The organism is Proteus sp. G2626, assembly GCF_009915985.1.
Taxonomy (GTDB): domain Bacteria; phylum Pseudomonadota; class Gammaproteobacteria; order Enterobacterales; family Enterobacteriaceae; genus Proteus; species Proteus vulgaris.
Genome location: NZ_JAABNH010000027.1, coordinates 95,307 through 115,828, shown reverse-complemented (window position 1 = coordinate 115,828; position 20,522 = coordinate 95,307). Strand labels below are relative to the sequence as shown.

Genomic DNA, 20,522 nt, shown 5'->3' with positions numbered 1-20,522 from the left:
GATATTTTATAAAACAGTGATTAGAACAACATAGTTGAAAATAAAACGATCATAACAAGCGCTGCGACTGCTGTGCTCAAACCAAATTTCAGATCCGTATCCATCTATATCTCCCTCAATATGATTATAATACACGTTATTAACCATAACCTTACCATGGTTAAATATTATCACATATCAAAATTTGCTAAAATAGCGACCAGTGCACAATTTATAACATTGATTAATACTTTCACTTTTGAGCTAGATCATACAAAATTCATAGCTAATCGCTAAATTATTGCCAGTGTTTGCCCTATGTATGACTATACTGGCAGTTAAACCACAAAATTAGATAAAAGAGACCAATGAAGGTCAGGAGTTTTCCACACCATGGCAACAATAAAAGACGTGGCAAAACGCGCAGGCGTATCAACCACGACTGTTTCTCATGTGATCAACAAAACACGTTTTGTTGCTGAGAACACACGGGCAGCAGTTTGGGCCGCTATAAAAGAATTAAATTATTCGCCTAGTGCCGTTGCGCGTAGTTTGAAAGTTAATCACACCAAATCCATTGGCCTGTTAGCCACGTCCAGTGAAGCTCCTTACTTTGCTGAGGTGATTGAAGCAGTTGAAAACAGTTGTTATAGCAAAGGCTATACACTGATTTTATGTAATTCACATAATAATCTTGATAAACAAAAAGCCTATTTAGCGATGTTGGCACAAAAACGCGTTGATGGATTATTAGTGATGTGTTCTGAATATCCCGATCACCTTCTGACTCTTTTAGAAGGCTATCGTAATATTCCCATGGTTGTCATGGATTGGGGTAAAGCTCGTGGCGACTTTACAGACACCATTATCGATAACGCTTTTCATGGTGGTTATATCGCAGGCCGTTACCTTATCGAACGAGGTCATCGTGATATTGGTATTATTCCTGGGCCATTAGAACGCAATACTGGTGGTGGTCGTCTACAAGGCTTTTTAAAAGCGATGGAAGAAGCCAAGATCACAGTAAAAGATGAATGGATTGTACAAGGTGACTTTGAGCCTGAGTCAGGTTATAAAGCGATGTATCAAATGTTAAATCAAAAACAACGCCCTACTGCTGTTTTTTGTGGCGGTGATGTTATGGCAATGGGCGCAATCTGTGCGGCTGATGAGCTAGGTTTACGTGTTCCTTTCGATATTTCAATTGTGGGTTACGATAATATTCGTAATGCACGTTATTTTACCCCAGCATTAACCACAGTCCACCAGCCCAAAGAACGCTTAGGTCAGATGGCCTTATCAATGTTACTTGATCGCATTGTTAACAAACGCGAAGACGCTCAAACAATCGAAGTACACCCTCGATTAGTCGAGCGCCGTTCAGTTGCTGATGGTCCTTTTATCGACTATCGTCGCTAAGACTTATTCAGAACGCCGATTTCTAGCGAAGCCATTCCTCATTTAAGGTTTGGCTATCTCCAAGATAATCTAACAGCCACGTTAAAGCGGGCGATTCACTCTTATCGACCCACGTCAGACAGCATGGGCTGTCTGGCAATGGCTGTGCGAGGGTTAAAGTAACTAGCTTACCCTGGGCTATCAATGGTTCAGCACGATGCCAAGGCACCATCCCTACACATAATCCCGCTAATAAACATTCAAGCCCCATATCCCAGGTTGGTACAACCATTCTACGTTGATTATTTAATGCCCAAGTATCCCGCTTGGGTAAACTGCGTGATGTATCCTCTAAACATAAACTAGGATAAGGTCGCATTTCGTCATCCGTTAATGGATGTTGTGCTTTAGCTAAAGGGTGATCAACGTGGCAAACACAGCGCCAAGGCATAAATCCCATATCCCTAAAACTATAACGTTCACCAATCGGTGAAGCTCTTGTCGCACCAATAGCTAAATCAACACGACCATTCACTAAAGAGTCCCACACTCCATTAAATACTTCTGGGTAGACATACAACTCAATATCAGGAAAATGGCGATAGAAATCGAGAATAAGTTGTTGTGTTCTTTCAGGTTTAACAATGCCATCAACTGCTATACTAAATTGACCGCGCCACCCATTAGAAACTTGTTGACAAAGATGTCGAGTGTCATTCATTTTTTTGATAACAGATCGCGCTTCTTTGATAAAAATTTTACCTGCATCGGTTAATTCCACATCACGGTGACGACGCTCAAACAAAGGAACAGCAAGCCATTCCTCTAATTGTCGAACAGTGTAACTAACAGCGGAGGGCACTCTGTGCAATTCTTGAGCAGCGGAGCTAAAACTTCCCGTTCTGGCGACTGCATCAACAACTTCTAAAGAGTATTCTGACCACATAGCATTTATTCCTTTGAAAATTTTTCACAGCATTAACCAAATATTCCCGTTTCACAAGTAAAATAAGTCTTCGTTACAATACCTAAAATGTTCTACATCACATAGCATAGAAAACAAAATGAATTCTAAAACATCCACACAATCAAAAACACCTATGAGCTTTATGGTGTACCTAGCAGGTTTGAGTATGTTAGGTTACTTAGCTATTGATATGTATTTACCTGCATTTGGTATGATGCAACGTGAACTCTCTATCAGTGAAGGTGCTATTAGTAATAGCTTAAGTATCTTCTTATTTGGTTTTGCTGTTGCTCAATTACTTTGGGGACCACTTTCTGACAAAGTGGGTCGTAAACCTATTCTTCTTATCGGTTTAGGTCTTTTCGCTTTAGGCTGTCTTGGCATGCTGTGGGTTGAAAGTGCAACCGGCTTGCTTGCTATGCGCTTCCTACAAGCTTTCGGTGTCTGTTCTGCTGCTGTTATTTGGCAAGCACTTGTTATTGACCGTTTTGATGAATCTCGCGCTCAGCACGTTTTTGCTCTAATAATGCCACTCGTTGCATTATCACCAGCATTGGCGCCTTTAATCGGTGCATCGTTGTTAAATCATGGTGGCTGGCGCATGATTTTTATGCTGTTAATGGCGGTGACGCTGGTATTAATGCTACCTACATTAATGTTAAAAAACATTAAACAAAAATCAGTCACAGAAGCAAATCAATCTTCTGCTTCATTTATAACTTTACTAAAATCTCCGCTCTACACAGGTAACGTATTAGTTTACGCTTCTTGTAGTGCTGGTTTCTTTGCTTGGTTAGCTGGCTCACCAATCATTCTTGAGAAGATGGGTTATTCACCACAGGATATCGGTTTAAGCTATATTCCACAAACTATTGCATTTATGGTCGGCGGTTATGGTTGTCGTATTTTACTGTCAAAAATAACGGGTAAGACATTATTACCGCTTCTGTTAATAGGTTATGCCGTTAGCATGACTGCGTTATATCTTGTTGCTAAATTTACTGAGCCAACACTAACCACGATCTTAATTCCATTCTGTATTATGGCTGCAATGAATGGTGCATCTTATCCGATTGCCGTCTCTAATGCTTTATCGGCTTATCCTGAAATCAGTGGTAAAGCTGCCGCATTACAAAATGCGCTTCAACTGGGTCTTTGTAGCTTAGCAAGTTTTATCGTGTCTGCATTTATCAGCCAGCAACCTCTGATTAACACCACCGCAATTATGGCGTTAACGGCACTCCCAATGGCAGTTGGTTACTTTATTCAGCGTAATAAATCCGTTACCAAACACACAGTTCAAACAGTAGAATAATTACCTCCTCTATTTTAAGAATTATCTTAAAAGGGCCTTTTTATAAAAAATGGCCCTTTTATTTTCTAGAGAAAAACAATTCACATCTCTATACTTACCTGTACGTTGTAATAGCGTTTTATTTATTTTTCTTTCGGATTTTGAGGCATTAAACAGATTATTAGCTGATTATGTCAGATTAGTCGTCTTATTAATTCTATTCGTTCAATCACTATTGAACACAATATCATTTTAATACTGTCAATCTGTGCACATCCTTTCTTAACTTTATGCCTCAAAACCCGCTTAGTTTACGCCGGAGAGTATATGAGTACATCTTGTGTAGAAGAAGGCCGAAAGACCTCCAATGATCCTTACGAAAGGATCGCTATAGAACTATTAACTCACGCAGATATTCGAGTCAATGGCTCAGAACCTTATGATATTCAGGTTCACAATCAAAATTTTTATAAAAGAGTATTGCAACAAGGCTCATTAGGTCTCGGTGAAAGCTATATGGACGGCTGGTGGGATTGTGAACGACTTGATATATTCTTTCATAAAGTATTACGTGCAGGTCTTGAAAATAAACTTCCGCAAAACCTGCGTGATATCTTAAAAATTGCAACAGCCCGCCTTTTTAATTTACAAACACAAAAACGTGCATGGATGGTTGGTAAAGAACATTACGATCTCGGTAATGATTTATTTACAGCTATGCTTGATCCAAATATGCAATATTCCTGTGGTTACTGGAAAGATGCAGATAACTTAGCGCAAGCTCAAGAACATAAATTAGATCTTATTTGCCGAAAATTAGATTTAAAACCTGGTATGACTTTACTCGATATCGGTTGTGGTTGGGGTGGACTTGCTGCTTACGCAGCAAAACATTTTGGTGTTTCTGTTACTGGTGTCACTATCTCTGTTGAACAACAGAAATTAGCGCAAGCACGATGTGAAGGACTTGATGTTAATATCATTTTAGAAGACTACCGCGATTTACATGAACAATTTGATCGCATCGTTTCTGTCGGCATGTTTGAACACGTTGGCCCCAAAAATTATGCAACTTACTTTGATGTCGTTCGTCGGAATTTAAAAGAAGATGGTCTGTTTTTACTCCATACCATTGGATCTAATCGCGATAAAGTGAATGTAGATAGTTGGATAAGTAAATATATCTTTCCTAATGGTTGCTTGCCGTCAATTCAAAAAATTGCACATGCCATGGAAAGTAAGTTTGTGATGGAAGATTGGCACAATTTTGGTGCGGATTATGATAAAACGTTAATGGCATGGTATCAGCGTTTTTTAGCCTGTTGGCCAGATATTGAATCAAATTACACACCGCGTTTTAAACGTATGTTTAGTTATTATCTGAATGCCTGTGCGGGTGCATTTCGAGCCAGAGATATTCAATTATGGCAAATCATGTTAAGCCCTAAAGGGCAAATTGGTGGTTTACAGATCCCTCGTTGATTTTTCTTAAAGACAAAAAAAGCCAGTTTAATAAATCAACTGGCTTTTTCTTTAATCTGAGTTAATGCAAATAATACTAATAATTAATAATGTGATTATTGCTCTTCATTTTCACTTTGCTGTGCTGCTAATAAAGCTTGTTGCTCTGCTTGTTGTGCCATAACACGCTCTACGGTATCCACAATCGCTTGAGTTTGAGGATCAAGTTCAATATTCACTTTATCGCCAAGACGTTTACGACCCAGTGTCGTTCTATCGCGAGTTTCTGGAATGAGGTGAACACAGAATCGATTATTAACAACATCACCAATAGTCAAACTAATGCCATCAATACCGATAAAGCCTTTATGCAAAATGTATTTCATCAACGATTTATCAAAGATACGAAACCAAATCTGTAAGTTATTTTCTGATGTAATAATTTTGGCAACTTCAGCGGTTGTGACGATATGACCAGACATCACATGTCCACCGATTTCATCACCGTACTTAGCTGCGCGTTCAATATTAACTTCAGAACCTACGTTTAATTCACCAAGGTTAGTAAGACGCAATGTCTCTTTCACTAAATCAAAGCTAATGTGCGTACCTTCAATTTTAGTGACCGTTAAACAGCAACCATTATTCGCAACAGAGGCACCTGTTTCTAAGTTACCGACTAACTCTTTCGGTAATTCAATGATATGGGTACGAAAATCGCCTTTATCTTCTATAGCAATAACTCGCCCTTTTCCCTGAACAATACCTGTAAACATCTTACATCTCCTTGGGTAGATAAACTGGTAAACTCAATTTAGGCTTATGCTAATTAGAATAACATAGCTCTTATTAATACAAAGGAACAATTATCGTGTTTATTCCTTGTTGATTATCGCCATTAAATATAACGTAAAAACACCTAATAAATTATCAAAATCCTGTGTTTAAAAAGCGAAGCTTCTTTCGTTGCTAATTAAACTTTTATCATTAGAATATGCGTTCTTGAGGATCTCTTTACGTCATTTAAACAATACGGCGTTTGTTCTCTTCCTTTCCTTCCTTTTTCTTATAATAAATAAAGGTGTATGCGTGCAGAAGTACATAAAAGAAGCGCGTAGCTTACTTGCTTTAGGTATCCCCGTGATCATCGCGCAATTTTCCCAAACGGCAATGGGTGTGGTTGATACTGTTATGGCGGGTGCGGTAAATGCGACAGAAATGTCCGCAGTAGCAGTAGGCACGTCTATTTGGTTACCAACGATTTTATTAGGTCAAGGAATATTAATGGCATTGACGCCAATCGTTGCACAATTAAATGGCTCTGGACAGCGAAAACATATTGCTAATCGTACTCAGCAAGGTTTTTGGCTCGCGACGTTCTTATCAATTATGGTTATAGCCATACTTTATAACAGTCGATTTATTATTGAAGCACAGCATGATATTGAACCAGAATTGGCGGAAAAAGCCATTGGCTTTATCCACGCCATTATGTGGGGTGCTCCAGGCTGTCTTTATTATCAAGTTTTACGAAGTCAATGTGAGGGATTATCCAAAACAAAACCGGGTATGATCATTGGTTTTATTGGCTTATTAATTAATATTCCTGTTAATTACGCCTTTATTTACGGTAAATTTGGGGCACCGCAATTAGGTGGTATTGGTTGTGGTGTTGCAACTGCCTCTGTTTTCTGGGCTATGTTCTTGATGATGCGTTATTACGTGCGCAGAGCACCAACACAGCGAGATGTAATGCCAGTAAAACGTATCGTGCTTCCAGAGTTTCATACGATAAAACGGATTACCTTTTTAGGTCTACCTGTTGGTTTGGCATTATTCTTTGAGGTAACACTATTCGCCGTTGTTGCATTATTAGTATCACCTTTAGGCGTTACTGCCGTTGCAAGTCATCAAATTGCACTAAACTTTAGTTCCTTGATGTTTATGTTCCCTCTCTCATTGGGAATTGCGGCAACTATCCGTGTCGGTTATAACTTAGGACAGCGCTCTACTGAACAGGCTCGTATTTCGGCGATTACTGCTCTTACGGTTGGTTTAATGCTGGCAAGTTGTACCGCCGTTTTCTCTATTATCTTTAGAGAAAAAATAGCCTTAATGTATAACGATAATATTGAAGTGGTAACATTGGCCTCTCACCTTATGTTATTTGCTGCGCTTTATCAGCTATCAGATTCAGTGCAAGTTATTGGTTCAGGTATATTACGAGGTTATAAAGACACTCGCTCTATCTTCTTTATTACCTTTATTGCCTACTGGGTCATTGGCCTACCCTCGGGTTATATATTGGGTCGTACGGATTACTTTGTTGAAGCAATGGGACCTGCTGGTTTTTGGATTGGCTTTATTCTTGGCTTAACTGCATCTGCAATTATGATGGGTTCTCGCATTTGGTGGATCCAACGCCAATCTGATGAAGTGGTGTTATTACGCTCAGAGCGTTAAACAAAACGGTTAATTTGGCAAGAGAATGACACAAATATCAACAAATAGCTTTAAATACGAGCAGTTGAATATAAATTTGTGTTTTTCCTCTTGCCAGAATGGAATCATCTCGTTAATATTCGTCCCCGTTGTTACCCAGAATAGATATTGCGTCCATAGCTCAGTTGGTTAGAGCACCACCTTGACATGGTGGGGGTCGGTGGTTCGAGTCCACTTGGACGCACCATTTATTTTCAACAACATCTCAATACAGTGCGTCCATAGCTCAGTTGGTTAGAGCACCACCTTGACATGGTGGGGGTCGGTGGTTCGAGTCCACTTGGACGCACCATTTCTCTATATTCCCTATTTTTTACTCATTTTACCTACCCTACAAAATAATTAATTCAACTTGCAAAAATTTATTGCGCAACAAAACGTTTAAAAAACAAGCAGTCAGTGCTGTATTTTGATCACATCACTTAAATTTACCTTTTTTCGATTTTCTTCATAGAAATTAACCTCTATAATACGCAACATAATTTTGTTGAAAGGTTTCAGCGTATTGATTTACGGGCATCTTTAGAAAACAGAACAAATGAATTGTGATAGACTATAATGTAAGATGTCTACCAACCTTTGATACAAAATAGTGACAAGATTTTTATGATGTTGCTGAACTATTAACATGTTGCGCAACTTATCTATTCGCGATGAGTTGGTATATTCCGTTTTGTGCCATTGATACTGTTATAGGAAACAGCGACATTTATCCTTATTCATCCATTACAAGACAACCATTAAATAGACTGCCATGAAAAAGACAAAAATTGTTTGCACCATCGGGCCAAAAACCGAATCTGAAGAAAAACTGAATCAATTACTGGACGCAGGCATGAATGTTATGCGTCTAAACTTCTCTCACGGTGACTATGAAGAGCATGGCAACCGTATCAAAAATCTGCGTAATGTTTGTGCCAAAACAGGCAAAAAAGCGGCTATCTTATTAGATACTAAAGGTCCTGAAATCCGTACCATCAAATTAGAAGGTGGCAACGATGTTTCTTTAGTTGCAGGTCAAACTTTTACTTTTACTACAGACAAAACTGTTGTAGGTAACAAAGATCGCGTAGCTGTAACTTATGAAGGTTTCGCAAAAGACTTAACCGTAGGTAACACCGTCTTAGTTGATGATGGTCTTATCGGTATGAAAGTCACTAAAGTGACTGATACTGAAGTTGTTTGTGAAGTCTTAAACAACGGTGACTTAGGTGAAAATAAAGGTGTTAACTTACCAGGCGTTTCTATCGGTTTACCTGCATTAGCAGAAAAAGATAAACAAGATCTTATCTTTGGTTGCGAACAAGGTGTTGACTTTGTTGCGGCCTCATTTATTCGTAAACGTTCTGATGTTGAAGAGATGCGTGCGCACTTAAATGCACACGGTGGCAAAAACATCATGATCATCTCAAAAATTGAGAACCAAGAAGGCTTAAATAATTTCGATGAGATTTTAGAAGCCTCTGACGGTATTATGGTTGCTCGTGGTGACTTAGGGGTTGAAATCCCGGTTGAAGAAGTTATCTTTGCACAAAAAATGATGATCGAAAAATGTAACGCTGCGCGTAAAGTGGTTATCACTGCAACGCAAATGTTAGACTCAATGATCAAAAACCCACGCCCGACTCGTGCTGAAGCAGGTGACGTTGCGAATGCTATCTTAGATGGTACTGATGCTGTTATGTTGTCAGGTGAAAGTGCGAAAGGTAAATATCCTGTAGAAGCAGTATCTATCATGGCAACAATCTGTGATCGTACAGATCGTATCATGCAATCTCGTCTTGATTACAAACAAACTGGCGCTAAATTACGCGTAACAGAAGCTGTTTGTCGTGGCGCTGTTGAAATGGCTGAAAATTTAGATGCGCCTCTGATTGTTGTTGCTACTTTCGGTGGTAAATCGGCCCGTTCTATCCGTAAATATTTCCCAACAGCACCAATCTTAGCACTAACAAACAACGAAGAAACTGCACGTCAGTTGCTGTTAGTTAAAGGTGTTACCACTCAGTTAGTTAATGAAATCGCGTCTACTGATGACTTCTACCGTATTGGTAAAGAAGCTGCATTAGCAAGTGGTTTAGCTCACGCTGGCGAGCGCGTTGTTATGGTAACCGGTGCTCTAGTTGATAGTGGTACAACAAACACTTCATCTGTTCACGTTCTGTAATTAATCGCTTTACAACTGAAAACACCACTTCACTATTTGAAGTGGTGTTTTTTTAATGCATTATTGATTAATGGCAATTCCCTTTGCCTATTATTTTTTGGTTACACGTTATTCTTATCTGTCTCTTCCCTATTTTTTAATAATAAATAATGTGTTGCACGAGCACGAGGATGAATAAAAAAATGCCCTGCTGGTGCATTGTGACTTTTGATATGAACTAAAGATATATTGTTAGCTGGTTTACCTTGTTTAGAACGACACGCATAAACAATAAATGGTAAAGCAAAGATAATAAGAAAGCCGACTATCAGCAACGTAACGTAAGTTTCATCACTTTTTGAGTTCGGTAAAGAGCTTGGTGGGAAAAAAGAAACCACAAACGCAATAATAGAGAGCAATAAACCCGCCATTGCAACAAGAAGTTTAACGTTTTTACCACCAGGAATACGAAACGCTCGCTTTTTATCGGCTTGTTTACAAGTAAGTTGCATATAACCTAAGAAAAGCATGAAATAACTACACAGATAAATAACGACCGTTAAGGCTAAAGCAATTAAGAACGACATATTACCGCCACCACCGGTATTAGTCAGAATAATGATCGCAATACTTGTTATCAATAATTGAGAAATCACTAAAGCAACAGGTACCCCATTTTTATTCACCTTCGCTAACGACTTCGGTAAAATACCTTTTTCAGCAGCAACATACATACCTCGAGAAGGTCCTACAATCCAAGACGCTATCTCTGCTAATACCCCTAACAATAATAAAGCAGCAATAATCCTAACGGCCCAATCAAGTGTATTACTGAAGTGAGAGACTAAAACACTGAACGTTTGTACGACACCTGCTGATAAGTTAATTTCATTATTAGGTATCACCGCAGCAACAGATAATCCCCCAATAGAACTTAAACAAATCGCCACTATCATTAGTAAGAACATGGCAATTGGATAATCTCGTCCCGGGTTTTTCATCTCGTTAACATGGGTTGCTGAAGCTTCTACGCCCATATAGCTTAAAATGAACGCAACAAAAACAACTAATGTCCCTATTTGGGTAAAATCAGGGAAAAAAGTTTTTGTGCTTATTTCAATCGCTAATGGCGCTCCGCTCATCAAATAACTGACAGCTAAAATAATTAAAATTAAAGCAGGTAATAAAATGCCAGCAAAAAAACCAAGTTTGGCAATAGATGCCGTGTATTTGGTGCCGCCAAATTGGGTAAATGCTAATACCCAAAGAATGATTAAAGCTGCAACGGTTTTAATTACTGGATCGGTATTTAATTCAGGCCAATTAAGAATATAAGAAAGTGCACCTAATACGAAGTAAAGCATCGGAATAAACCCAATAGCAATTTGCAGATAACCAAAAGAAATAGCTGCAAATCCCCAACGCTCACCTAATGTATTTGATACCCAAGCGAATACCCCTCCTTCTTGCCAACCTTCTACTGTCGCCATTTCAGCTGCACATAATGCAACAGGAATAAACCATAATAATCCACCTAAAAGTAAGAAGAAAACAAGACTAAAACCAGATGTTGCAAAAGTTGGATATTCATATACCGCCATTACCATCGAAGCGGTAATAGCAAAAAAACCGACTAATGTAAGTTGTTTGGGTGCTGAGTTTGTTGATGATGTAACCATACAATCCTCCTGAAATTTATTCAGAAAAATAATTACACTGTAATTATTATCTAGAAGGAGGTTGAGAATGGATAACGATCCTCAACCTCAAAATGAACAGAATTAACTATGGTTAAAACCACTACCATCTTCTGCTGATAAAGGATTGCTTACCGGGTGTTTATCAAAGTATTCTAGCGTACGTTTGAAATCATCAATTAATAATGAGGCAAGATCTAGGCTGACACCATGACGAACTAAAATACGTTGGATCACTAAATCTTCACGATTGGCAGGCATGGAATAAGCAGGAACTTGCCAACCGCGACTACGTAATTTATCTGCAATATCGTATAAAGAATAAGTGACTTTAGCGTCTTTTTTTAGTTTCCATGCTAATGCTGGGATACCTTCTTTACAATCACCACTAAATATCATTTCAAAAGGACCTAACTTTTCAATTTCCCTTGCTAAATATTGTGCTGTTGAGTAGCAAGCGTTATGAATTTTTGTATAACCTTCTCGGCCTAAACGTAAGAAGTTATAGTATTGAGCAATAATTTGCCCGCCAGGGCGTGAGAAATTCAGCGCAAAAGTAGGCATGTTACCGCCTAAGTAGTTCACATTAAAGATAAGCTCTTCAGGCAGATCTTTTGCTTCACGCCAAACAACCCAACCTGCACCTAATGGCGCCAAACCAAATTTATGCCCTGAAGCATTAATAGATTTTACTCGTGGTAAACGGAAATCCCATTCAATATCGGGTGCACAAAAAGGAGCCAAAAAGCCACCACTTGCGCCATCAACGTGAATTGGTATATCTAAACCTGTTTCTTTTTGCAGTTTATCTAATGCGTCATGAACCGCTTTAACAGGCTCATAGGTACAGGTAAAAGTAACTCCTAAAGTTGGTACAACCCCAATAGTATTTTCATCCACACGTTTAATGACCTCTTCTGGACTCATCATTAAACGATCTCCCTCTAAAGGGATCTCTCTTAATTCCACATCAAAATAACGAGCGAATTTATGCCAACAAATTTGAACAGGACCACAAATCAAGTTCGGTTTATCTGTTGGTTTTCCTTGTGCAATACGTTTTTTACGCCATTGCCATTTTAATGCTAGACCACCTAACATTGCAGCTTCTGATGAACCAATAGTAGAACAACCTAGCGTATTTAATGCATCAGGCGAAGACCACAAATCAGCTAACATATGAACACAACGATTTTCAATTTCAGCTGTTTGCGGATATTCATCTTTATCTATCATATTTTTATCAATAGAAAGATCCATTAAATCGCGTATTTCATCGTCAACCCAAGTTTGGCAAAATGTCGCTAAATTTTGTCTTGAGTTGCCATCTAACATTAATTCATCACGGACAGCATTAAAAACGTTACGTGGATTATTTTCTTTCTGCGGGATTTTTGTTTTAGGTAAGGATTGAGAAAGGTTGAGAGATGCATATATATCATCTAGTTCATTATAATTTGATGATTTGTTTTTCATATTAATACCCTACTAAAATAAATATAATAAGAAATGAATAGGTGTAACGCTTATTTATTAAAGATAGTCAACAATATAAAAAGTGAGAAATGAAATTCAAATTTAATTTTAGATCTGATAATTCACATGATACTTTGTTTCAATTTAAATCATTTTTTGGTACAATATGTTACCATAATGAAAATTATTGATATTAAAAATCAACACAAAAACACTTCATTATCATAAAAAAAACATTTACATAATAAAAAAACTCACCTTACTGAGCCAAAAAGATTCATTTTGTATTTACCTATTTTTCCTAAGATATTGATGTTTGGTTAAATATAAAAGTGACAATATATTAAAAAAATATTTTATGGAAATGGCTGTAATCAATAATCTGTATTATAACTGTATTTATACATGGATCTCATTTGTATCATACATACTGAATTAATTTATTAGGAATAAACTATGCCAGAAAATAACATTGATAATCGAGTATTCGCTTGTACCACGCTCGCGATTAAAGATAAGAAAAATCGCATTTATCACGGTAGAACAATGGAGTTTTCAGCAGATAAACCTGCTTCAATATTTGCATATTATCCTAAAGCTCACACATTCCAACAAAATGCTCCTGATGGTACACCAGGATTAAAATATGCCGTCAAATACCCTTTTATCGCCATTACAGCACCAATTAATTTAGAAGGAACAAAAGACGTGCTTGAGGGAGTCAATACACAAGGGCTCTCTTTTAGCTTGAATATGCTTCCTGATTCAAAGCTAGATGATATTCCTCCGCAAGATTACGCAACGTCCGTACCTATTGCGGCAATCGGTGAATGGGCTTTAGCACAATATGCAACCGTTGAAGAGTTAAGACAAGCCATTCCGAAAACAGCTTTTTGGTCACAAAAACTATTACTTTTACGCAATTTGCCCAGCCCTTTCCATTACGCTTTTTATGATAAAACGGGAGCGTGCATTGTTGTTGAGATTTCAGAAGGCACATTGCATATTTATGATAATCCAACTTATTGCATGACCAATGGTCCAATATTTCCATGGCATCTTACTAACTTAAATAATTATACTCACCTTTCTAATGTTAATATTTCCACCAACACATTGGGAAATATAAAGGTCAAACAACCAGATAGTGGGATTGCTTTAGCTTCCTTACCAAGCTCTGATACTTCTGTCGATAGATTTATTCGTGCGGTTTACTATACAACATATTATCACCAAGTTGCTGATCCAGACACACAACTTGTTGAATTAGCTCATATCATGAACCGTTTCGATCGCCCTAAAAATTCCACAATCGATCCATTACTAGGCCATGACACGTTGAAAGCGCTTCATACCAGTGAATTTTCAGTGTGGACAACGCTCACCGATTTAGAACGAGGAATACTCTTTTTTAGAGGGTATAACAATCTCAACTTCCGAAAATTTACGCTTGAAGCATTTAAAAATGAAGCAGAGCCCGTTTTCATAAAAGTAAATTTAGAAGGTGATTTATAGCTATAAACATGAGCAAGAATAAAACAGTACAGATAAAATGTTTTTCTATCAGACTTTTATGAATAAAAATCTTTTGTGAAATAACACGCATTTTTTGTACTGAATATTTGCCTTTTAGGTGTTATTTTTTCTATTGTTCAGTTAATGAGTAAGTAGAGTATGGTAAATAAATCCAGCATTTTCTTATATCTGTGCCATACTTATTAATGGCTTCATATAAATGCTACTTGTTCCTTTACACAAATTAATAATAGAGGTTGTAACTATGAAAGCGAAACTTGTACTAGGTGCAGTAATTCTGGCTTCAGGCTTATTAGCAGGTTGTTCTTCTAGTAATAATGCACAGTTAGATCAAATCTCTTCTGATGTAAGTAGCCTGAATTCTCAAGTTCAACAACTAAGTAGCGATGTACAATCTGCTCGTGCTGAAGCGAAATCAGCTTACGACGAAGCAGCTCGTGCAAATCAGCGTTTAGATAACCAAGTTACTACTTATAAAAAGTAAGTTGACTCACCACCAGCCTATAAGCTAAAACGCTTTAGGTCAGCATTAATAGCAAAGCCCTAACATTATGTTAGGGCTTTGGTTTTTATAAGGTTATTGCTTATTGGTAAATTTATCGGTATTAAGGGCTTTTATATGAGCAATTAAATTATAATTCGTTGCTAGGCTTGAGCCAACTTTGATATTTTTATTAGCTTGAATAAATAATTCCTTAAATGTATCTATAATTTTATTAACATATTTTTTTTGAGCTAATGTCAGCACAGTATAATCCATACCACTTATTTTTTTGAGTTCATTTTCTAGGATATTAAACAGCTCTGTCACTGATTTTGAAGATTTTGTGTAGGATATTCTAGAACTAGCCATATCCGGCAAAGCCTCTATTTCAATTAACTCATATTCCCTAGTTCCCTCTTTGGGAATGAATCGTTGAAGGATCTCATCGCACATTGATTGAATATTTTTACTTTTTAGCTTTTCATCTCCAATTAAAAACGCTTTACAGCTATTTTTCACCTGAGATAAATTATTAAATAGTCCACTTAAACCATCTCCCATGCTAGGAGTGATATTACGATTTTCTTTTATTATGTGTTCATTATTAACTGAAACTTTCATTAAACTCCCTTATTATCAATAGAAAACATTTTGATGGTAAGGTATTTTTAGCACTATTGATTTTATAAAGAAGTCTTTTTTTATTTTTTTGAAACCTAAAACAAAACAGCCGCCTAAAGCACCTGTTTTGTTTTTAATAGTATCATCCTCACTGACTAGTAAGCAGTAACCTCTACCGGAATACCCGAGCGTCGAATAAGCTCTGCATCAGCTTTATCTTTATTAACCTTGCCACTCTCATACCAAGCATTAAATTGCTTTGTGAATGTAAGAGGCATGGTTTGCGGATCGTCATCTTCATTACGTGATAGTGGCTGATGAACTTCAATAAACTGTCTACCGTCTGCGGTTTCAGTAAATTTAATCGGTTTATTGATAACCTGGACTCGACTCCCTTTAGGTACCACGTTAAATAAGGTCTCAATATCATTTGGGCGTAAACGGATACAGCCTGAGCTCACTCTTAAACCAATACCAAAATCAGCGTTAGTTCCATGAATAAGGTATTCGCCTCGACTATGCGCCAACCTTAATGCATAAGCCCCCATAGGGTTTTCAGGACCAGCAGGAACAACAGCAGGCAATGTTATCCCTTTTGCCGCATAATTTTTACGAATATTAGCCGTTGGTGTCCAAGTGGGATCTTTAATTAATTGAGAAATCGATGTCACCATCTCAGGTGTTTCTCGCCCTAATTGGCCAATTCCAATCGGGTAAACATCAACGGTTCCACCCTCTTTTGGATAATAATAAAGGCGCAGTTCAGCAAGATTGATAACAATGCCTTTATGTATGGTATCAGGCAAAATCATCTGCAATGGGATTGTTAAGGTTTTACCTGCATCAGGCAAAAGAGGATCAATACCAGGATTCGCTTCCATCATATTGAGCAATCCCACTTGGTATTCGGACGCAATAGCCTCTAATGAGCGTTTATCATCGGGAACTATATATGAAAAATTTTCACCAATAATACGCTGGCCATCAGCAGGTAGTAGATATTCTGTCGCATAAGATAAGTGACTACTCATCCCTAGTAGCGATGCACCCAAGAAAGTTAACCATTTTTTCATCGTTTATCCCGTGTGTTATAAATAAAATAAACTGACTATTATGATGATAACATTATCATTGTTCTGTTATTCATATATCAGTCAGTTTAGATCATTAATCAGGATCCAGGTAATATTTACGCGACAGCGTATTCTGAAAAACGCTTAATCAACGTTGTTACCATCGCATGTAAACCTTGTGTTCGAGAAGGCGTTAAGTGACTATCCAGTGCTAAGGATGAGAAATAATGTTTTACATCTGTTGCTAACGCTTGCTCGATTGTTTTACCTTGAAATAGGATAATAACCAAAGCAACTAACCCTTTAACAATGCCAGCATCGCTATCACCAGCAAGAATAAGTTGCTTATTCTCATTAAGAGAAACTGCAATCCAAACTTGGCTTTGACAACCTTCAATAAAATTAGCTGAAATACGTTGTTCATCTGTTAAAGGAGGAAGGCGCTCACCTAGCTCCATCATATAAAGATAACGTTGTTCCCAATCCTGACAACGAGAGAAATTACGTAATAATTTTGCTTCATCTGGCAAATTAGCAACTGCCATGAATAACCTCTTTGTTTTAATCTTTAATCTAATAGCATTTCGACACGCAATAGCGCATTAATCAGTGCATCTATATCATTTTTATTGGTATATAACCCTAGAGATGCGCGACACATTGCAGGAACCTGATAATAATCCATAATTGGCATAGCACAATGATGCCCAGTACGGATAGCAATACCATAATTATCAAGAAAAGCCCCCACATCATAAGCGTGATGTTTCCCTAAATTAAAGGCTATTACACCTTGGCGAGAATCATTGCCATATAGCGTTAAGGACTTCACTTTTTGTAGCTGCTCTTGTGCATACTCCATTATACTATTTTCATATTCCGCAATATTTTTCATGCCCAAATTTGAAAGATAATCTAATGCTGCACCTAAGCCAATCATCCCCATAATGTTAGGCGTACCTGCTTCAAAACGCCAAGGCGCATCCGCATAGGTAATATCACCATTGATATGGACATGTTTTATCATTGCACCACCACCTTCCCAAGGTGGTAATTCATCGAGTACGGCTTTTTTACCGTATAACAAGCCAATTCCTGTGGGCCCATAAAGTTTATGTCCACTACAAACAAAGAAGTCACAATCAAGTTGTGAAACATTGATGGATTGATGCATTGCACTTTGCGCACCATCAAGCAATATATGTAATTCACCACCTTGCTCAATTGCATATTGACGAGCATCACGAATAATTTGAGCGACTGGATTCACTGTGCCCAATACATTTGATTGATGAGTTAGGCTGAGTAATTTGGTTCGCTCATCAATTAAGTGAGGCAATTGAGCAAAATCGAGCGTGCCGTCTTGCAACAACGGTAACACACGAACATTAAAGCCATACTGTTTTGCTAACATATACCACGGAACAATATTTGCGTGATGTTCCATTTCTGTGATGATGATATTATCACCATCATTCAAAAATCGTTGACTATAAACGTTCGCAATTAGGTTGATCCCTTCCGTTGTGCCTTTAACAAAGACTATCTCTTCTTCACTATTGGCACCTAAAAAATCACAGGCTTTTTTACGGACATTTTCAACTAACGTTGTCGCATTTGCACTTAATGTGTGAATGCCACGGTGAACCGCGGCATATTGTGTTAAGGCAAATTGTTTTTCATGTTCAATGACGCAAGCCGGTTTCTGAGCACTTGCGGCACTATCGAGATAAACCAAAGGTTTTCCTTTCACTTGTTGTGAAAGAATTGGAAAATCATCTCGCGCTTTTTCAATGGAATGCGTCATAATGCCTTATTTTACACCTCTAATAAGCGCTGATTAATCCTGTCTAATACAAGGGATTTAATCACGCTATTTTCTAGTGATTCAGTTAATTCGGCCGCAAACGCATGAATGATCATTTTACGGGCATCACTTAAAGAAATGCCACGCGAGCGCAGATAGAACAACTGTTCATCATCAATTCGACCTACAGTAGCACCATGGCTACATTTCACATCATCAGCATAAATTTCAAGTTGAGGTTTAGTATCGATTTGTGCTTTTTCGCCCAGCAACAGATTGTTATTAGTCATTTGACCATCTGTTTTTAATGCTTGAGGTGTTACCGTGATCATCCCGTTAAATACGGCTTTTCCTGCATCCATTGCAATGCTTTTATGCAGTTGGCGACTTTGGCAATTTTTCTCACCATGAACCAACCATGTACGGGTATCAGCAATTTCATCGGCTTTAGGTAATACAACACTATTCATCGACAGCGCTGTATTTTCACCTTTTAGCGCAGAGCTAGTATGATGACGACTAAGTTTAGCCCCCAATAAGAAAGCATAACTATTAACTCGAGCATCACGACCTATTGTGAGATCGTTGTGTGCAAAGTGCTGACTTTCTGCATTTTCAAAACTTAATTTGATATGGTTAAAAGAGGCATTATCGCCGATCGTTGCCGTTAATCTTGCTCCTGTAAAATGACGGTTTTCACTCTCACTGCTAATATAGTGCTCTACCACTTGCATCTGGGTATTTGCACCAACATCAAGATGAAAACGATAATTTGCACTATTTACCTCAGCACTTTGATCCCCCTGAGTAATATTGAGGATATAAAGCGGTTTATCCGCAATAACACCGTTTTTCAGGGTAATAAGCAAAGGATGTGGCGCTAAACTTTCAACTAAATGCAGGAAGATTTCACTATTTACCGCTTTAGGTAATTCACTTTGGTTATCAAGTAAAGTGACTTGATAAGGACCAAAATCTTTACTGCTTTCTATTGGTGAAAATGTACCATTCACCATAACAATACGGTAGCAATCAAAAGATAATGCGTGTTTAGCTATTAAACTTTGCACCTCAAAAGGTGGCAACTGTTGATAGCGTTGGCTTAGCGTTTCTTCTAAAGGCGTATAATGCCAATCTTCATGGCGATAAGCAGGGAAACCTATTTTCTCAACTTGCAACCAATGATTACGAGCGTTGAGATTATCGTCACCTTTACGTTGATGATATAAAGACGAAAATACTTTTAATGCTTGTTGATTACGCTGTTCAACTTGACGCTGTTTTTCACGCTTTTCATTGAGGGTCAATAAGCCAGCCATAACCTTGTTCCTCCAATTTTTGCGCCAATGAAAAATCACCTGATTTAATGATTTTTCCCTGATAAAGCACATGCACAAAATCAGGTTTAATATAATCAAGAATACGTTGGTAGTGTGTTACAACGATAAATGCACGTTTACCATCACGCAGGCTGTTAACACCTTGAGACACGATTTTTAATGCGTCGATATCAAGGCCTGAGTCGGTTTCATCTAAAATACATAGTTCAGGCTCTAACGCAGCCATTTGCAAAATATCGTTACGTTTTTTCTCACCACCAGAAAATCCCACATTGACTGAGCGTGTTAATAAATCTTGTGGCATATCCAGCAACTTGATTTTATCTTCAATAAAATCTTCAAAATCAAAGCGATCTAATGGTTCTTGCCCACGATATTCTCTTACCGCATTCACTGAAGATTGCAAGAAAAACTGATTGCTAACACCGGGAATTTCAACAGGGTATTGAAACGCCATAAAAATACCTTCACCCGCACGATCTTCAGGTTCTAACTCTAATAAATCTTTATTTTTAAAAGTGATAGAACCTTCATCGACTTCATATTCTTCACGGCCAGCAAGTGTTGCTGATAAGGTGCTTTTACCTGAACCATTGGGTCCCATAATCGCATGAACCTCACCTGCACGCACTTGCAAATCTAGTCCTTTGAGGATTTCATTGCCTTCAACACTGACATGTAAATTTTTAATATCTAACATAATATATGCCTTCGGTATCTTTATACCCAGAATTTGGTTAA

At 37.8% G+C, this 20,522-nt stretch carries 18 protein-coding genes and 2 tRNA genes; 9 read left to right on the top strand and 11 right to left on the bottom strand.

All coding sequences use genetic code 11. The features are described from left to right. Positions 1–20: 20 nt before the first annotated feature. Positions 21–104 carry a cytochrome bd-I oxidase subunit CydH gene (gene cydH, locus GWJ05_RS18815; protein WP_103004765.1) on the bottom strand — a complete coding sequence of 28 codons (84 nt, stop codon included), beginning with the start codon at positions 102–104 and terminating at the stop codon, positions 21–23. A gap of 268 nt (positions 105–372) precedes the next feature. Between cydH and purR the strand changes: the two genes are divergently transcribed. Beyond that, positions 373–1,398 carry an HTH-type transcriptional repressor PurR gene (gene purR / locus GWJ05_RS13030; RefSeq protein ID WP_036937255.1) on the top strand — a complete coding sequence of 342 codons (1,026 nt, stop codon included), beginning with the start codon at positions 373–375 and terminating at the stop codon, positions 1,396–1,398. Between the two features lie 22 nt (positions 1,399–1,420). On the opposite strand, the gene punR is transcribed toward purR, so the two are convergent. Further along, on the bottom strand, positions 1,421–2,323 hold the full coding sequence (gene punR, locus GWJ05_RS13025) for a DNA-binding transcriptional activator PunR (protein WP_036937258.1): 903 nt from the start codon (positions 2,321–2,323) through the stop codon (positions 1,421–1,423). Between the two features lie 118 nt (positions 2,324–2,441). On the opposite strand from punR, the gene punC reads away from it, so the two are divergent. After that, the gene (gene punC / locus GWJ05_RS13020; protein WP_036937260.1) at positions 2,442–3,659 is read left to right on the top strand and encodes a purine nucleoside transporter PunC; all 1,218 of its coding nucleotides are present in this window, start codon (positions 2,442–2,444) and stop codon (positions 3,657–3,659) included. A gap of 306 nt (positions 3,660–3,965) precedes the next feature. Continuing rightward, positions 3,966–5,120 (top strand): cyclopropane fatty acyl phospholipid synthase, encoded by a 1,155-nt coding sequence (gene cfa / locus GWJ05_RS13015; protein WP_036937262.1) that lies wholly within the window; start codon positions 3,966–3,968, stop codon positions 5,118–5,120. A 95-nt stretch (positions 5,121–5,215) separates the two neighbouring features. On the opposite strand, the gene GWJ05_RS13010 is transcribed toward cfa, so the two are convergent. Beyond that, on the bottom strand, positions 5,216–5,875 hold the full coding sequence (locus GWJ05_RS13010; protein WP_087802516.1) for a riboflavin synthase subunit alpha: 660 nt from the start codon (positions 5,873–5,875) through the stop codon (positions 5,216–5,218). Positions 5,876–6,188: 313 nt separating this feature from the next. On the opposite strand from GWJ05_RS13010, the gene GWJ05_RS13005 reads away from it, so the two are divergent. From GWJ05_RS13005 to pykF, 4 genes are all read left to right on the top strand, one after another. Further along, entirely contained in the window at positions 6,189–7,562 is a 1,374-nt protein-coding gene (locus tag GWJ05_RS13005) for an MATE family efflux transporter (RefSeq protein WP_036937266.1), read from the top strand. Between the two features lie 149 nt (positions 7,563–7,711). Next, positions 7,712–7,788, top strand: a tRNA-Val gene (locus tag GWJ05_RS13000). Between the two features lie 28 nt (positions 7,789–7,816). Next, a tRNA-Val gene (locus GWJ05_RS12995) sits at positions 7,817–7,893 on the top strand. Positions 7,894–8,355: 462 nt separating this feature from the next. After that, positions 8,356–9,768 (top strand): pyruvate kinase PykF, encoded by a 1,413-nt coding sequence (gene pykF / locus GWJ05_RS12990; RefSeq protein ID WP_036937271.1) that lies wholly within the window; start codon positions 8,356–8,358, stop codon positions 9,766–9,768. A gap of 101 nt (positions 9,769–9,869) precedes the next feature. On the opposite strand, the gene gadC is transcribed toward pykF, so the two are convergent. Beyond that, positions 9,870–11,426, bottom strand: coding sequence for a glutamate:gamma-aminobutyrate antiporter (gadC, locus tag GWJ05_RS12985; protein ID WP_036937273.1), 1,557 nt, complete (start codon positions 11,424–11,426; stop codon positions 9,870–9,872). A gap of 102 nt (positions 11,427–11,528) precedes the next feature. Beyond that, a complete protein-coding gene (locus GWJ05_RS12980) occupies positions 11,529–12,920 on the bottom strand; it encodes a glutamate decarboxylase (protein ID WP_036937275.1) in 1,392 nt (463 codons plus the stop codon). Positions 12,921–13,376: 456 nt separating this feature from the next. On the opposite strand from GWJ05_RS12980, the gene GWJ05_RS12975 reads away from it, so the two are divergent. Both GWJ05_RS12975 and GWJ05_RS12970 read left to right on the top strand, forming a co-directional pair. Further along, on the top strand, positions 13,377–14,435 hold the full coding sequence (locus GWJ05_RS12975; protein ID WP_036937277.1) for a linear amide C-N hydrolase: 1,059 nt from the start codon (positions 13,377–13,379) through the stop codon (positions 14,433–14,435). Positions 14,436–14,700: 265 nt separating this feature from the next. Beyond that, complete coding sequence (locus GWJ05_RS12970; RefSeq protein WP_036937280.1) at positions 14,701–14,940, top strand: major outer membrane lipoprotein; 240 nt, start codon at positions 14,701–14,703, stop codon at positions 14,938–14,940. A gap of 93 nt (positions 14,941–15,033) precedes the next feature. On the opposite strand, the gene GWJ05_RS12965 is transcribed toward GWJ05_RS12970, so the two are convergent. The 6 genes from GWJ05_RS12965 to sufC all read right to left on the bottom strand — a co-directional run bounded on the left by GWJ05_RS12965 (position 15,034) and on the right by sufC (position 20,481). After that, entirely contained in the window at positions 15,034–15,561 is a 528-nt protein-coding gene (locus GWJ05_RS12965) for a hypothetical protein (protein WP_087802519.1), read from the bottom strand. 155 nt (positions 15,562–15,716) lie between these two features. Further along, on the bottom strand, positions 15,717–16,634 hold the full coding sequence (locus GWJ05_RS12960) for a L,D-transpeptidase family protein (RefSeq protein ID WP_036937284.1): 918 nt from the start codon (positions 16,632–16,634) through the stop codon (positions 15,717–15,719). Positions 16,635–16,750: 116 nt separating this feature from the next. After that, a complete protein-coding gene (gene sufE, locus GWJ05_RS12955; protein ID WP_036937287.1) occupies positions 16,751–17,179 on the bottom strand; it encodes a cysteine desulfuration protein SufE in 429 nt (142 codons plus the stop codon). Positions 17,180–17,202: 23 nt separating this feature from the next. Beyond that, on the bottom strand, positions 17,203–18,441 hold the full coding sequence (gene sufS, locus GWJ05_RS12950) for a cysteine desulfurase SufS (RefSeq protein ID WP_202612572.1): 1,239 nt from the start codon (positions 18,439–18,441) through the stop codon (positions 17,203–17,205). Positions 18,442–18,452: 11 nt separating this feature from the next. Then, positions 18,453–19,760, bottom strand: coding sequence for a Fe-S cluster assembly protein SufD (sufD, locus tag GWJ05_RS12945; RefSeq protein ID WP_036937292.1), 1,308 nt, complete (start codon positions 19,758–19,760; stop codon positions 18,453–18,455). Continuing rightward, on the bottom strand, positions 19,735–20,481 hold the full coding sequence (gene sufC / locus GWJ05_RS12940; protein ID WP_036937294.1) for a Fe-S cluster assembly ATPase SufC: 747 nt from the start codon (positions 20,479–20,481) through the stop codon (positions 19,735–19,737). Before sufC ends, sufD begins: the two co-directional genes overlap by 26 nt. Positions 20,482–20,522: the final 41 nt, after the last annotated feature.

What these genes read in the sequence shown, in the direction of transcription:
- cydH (WP_103004765.1), bottom strand. Translation starts at nt 104, where the DNA reads ATGGATACGGATCTGAAATTTGGTTTGAGCACAGCAGTCGCAGCGCTT.
- purR (WP_036937255.1), top strand. Translation starts at nt 373, where the DNA reads ATGGCAACAATAAAAGACGTGGCAAAACGCGCAGGCGTATCAACCACG.
- punR (WP_036937258.1), bottom strand. Translation starts at nt 2,323, where the DNA reads ATGTGGTCAGAATACTCTTTAGAAGTTGTTGATGCAGTCGCCAGAACG.
- punC (WP_036937260.1), top strand. Translation starts at nt 2,442, where the DNA reads ATGAATTCTAAAACATCCACACAATCAAAAACACCTATGAGCTTTATG.
- cfa (WP_036937262.1), top strand. Translation starts at nt 3,966, where the DNA reads ATGAGTACATCTTGTGTAGAAGAAGGCCGAAAGACCTCCAATGATCCT.
- GWJ05_RS13010 (WP_087802516.1), bottom strand. Translation starts at nt 5,875, where the DNA reads ATGTTTACAGGTATTGTTCAGGGAAAAGGGCGAGTTATTGCTATAGAA.
- pykF (WP_036937271.1), top strand. Translation starts at nt 8,356, where the DNA reads ATGAAAAAGACAAAAATTGTTTGCACCATCGGGCCAAAAACCGAATCT.
- gadC (WP_036937273.1), bottom strand. Translation starts at nt 11,426, where the DNA reads ATGGTTACATCATCAACAAACTCAGCACCCAAACAACTTACATTAGTC.
- GWJ05_RS12980 (WP_036937275.1), bottom strand. Translation starts at nt 12,920, where the DNA reads ATGAAAAACAAATCATCAAATTATAATGAACTAGATGATATATATGCA.
- GWJ05_RS12975 (WP_036937277.1), top strand. Translation starts at nt 13,377, where the DNA reads ATGCCAGAAAATAACATTGATAATCGAGTATTCGCTTGTACCACGCTC.
- GWJ05_RS12970 (WP_036937280.1), top strand. Translation starts at nt 14,701, where the DNA reads ATGAAAGCGAAACTTGTACTAGGTGCAGTAATTCTGGCTTCAGGCTTA.
- GWJ05_RS12965 (WP_087802519.1), bottom strand. Translation starts at nt 15,561, where the DNA reads ATGAAAGTTTCAGTTAATAATGAACACATAATAAAAGAAAATCGTAAT.
- GWJ05_RS12960 (WP_036937284.1), bottom strand. Translation starts at nt 16,634, where the DNA reads ATGAAAAAATGGTTAACTTTCTTGGGTGCATCGCTACTAGGGATGAGT.
- sufE (WP_036937287.1), bottom strand. Translation starts at nt 17,179, where the DNA reads ATGGCAGTTGCTAATTTGCCAGATGAAGCAAAATTATTACGTAATTTC.
- sufS (WP_202612572.1), bottom strand. Translation starts at nt 18,441, where the DNA reads ATGACGCATTCCATTGAAAAAGCGCGAGATGATTTTCCAATTCTTTCA.
- sufD (WP_036937292.1), bottom strand. Translation starts at nt 19,760, where the DNA reads ATGGCTGGCTTATTGACCCTCAATGAAAAGCGTGAAAAACAGCGTCAA.
- sufC (WP_036937294.1), bottom strand. Translation starts at nt 20,481, where the DNA reads ATGTTAGATATTAAAAATTTACATGTCAGTGTTGAAGGCAATGAAATC.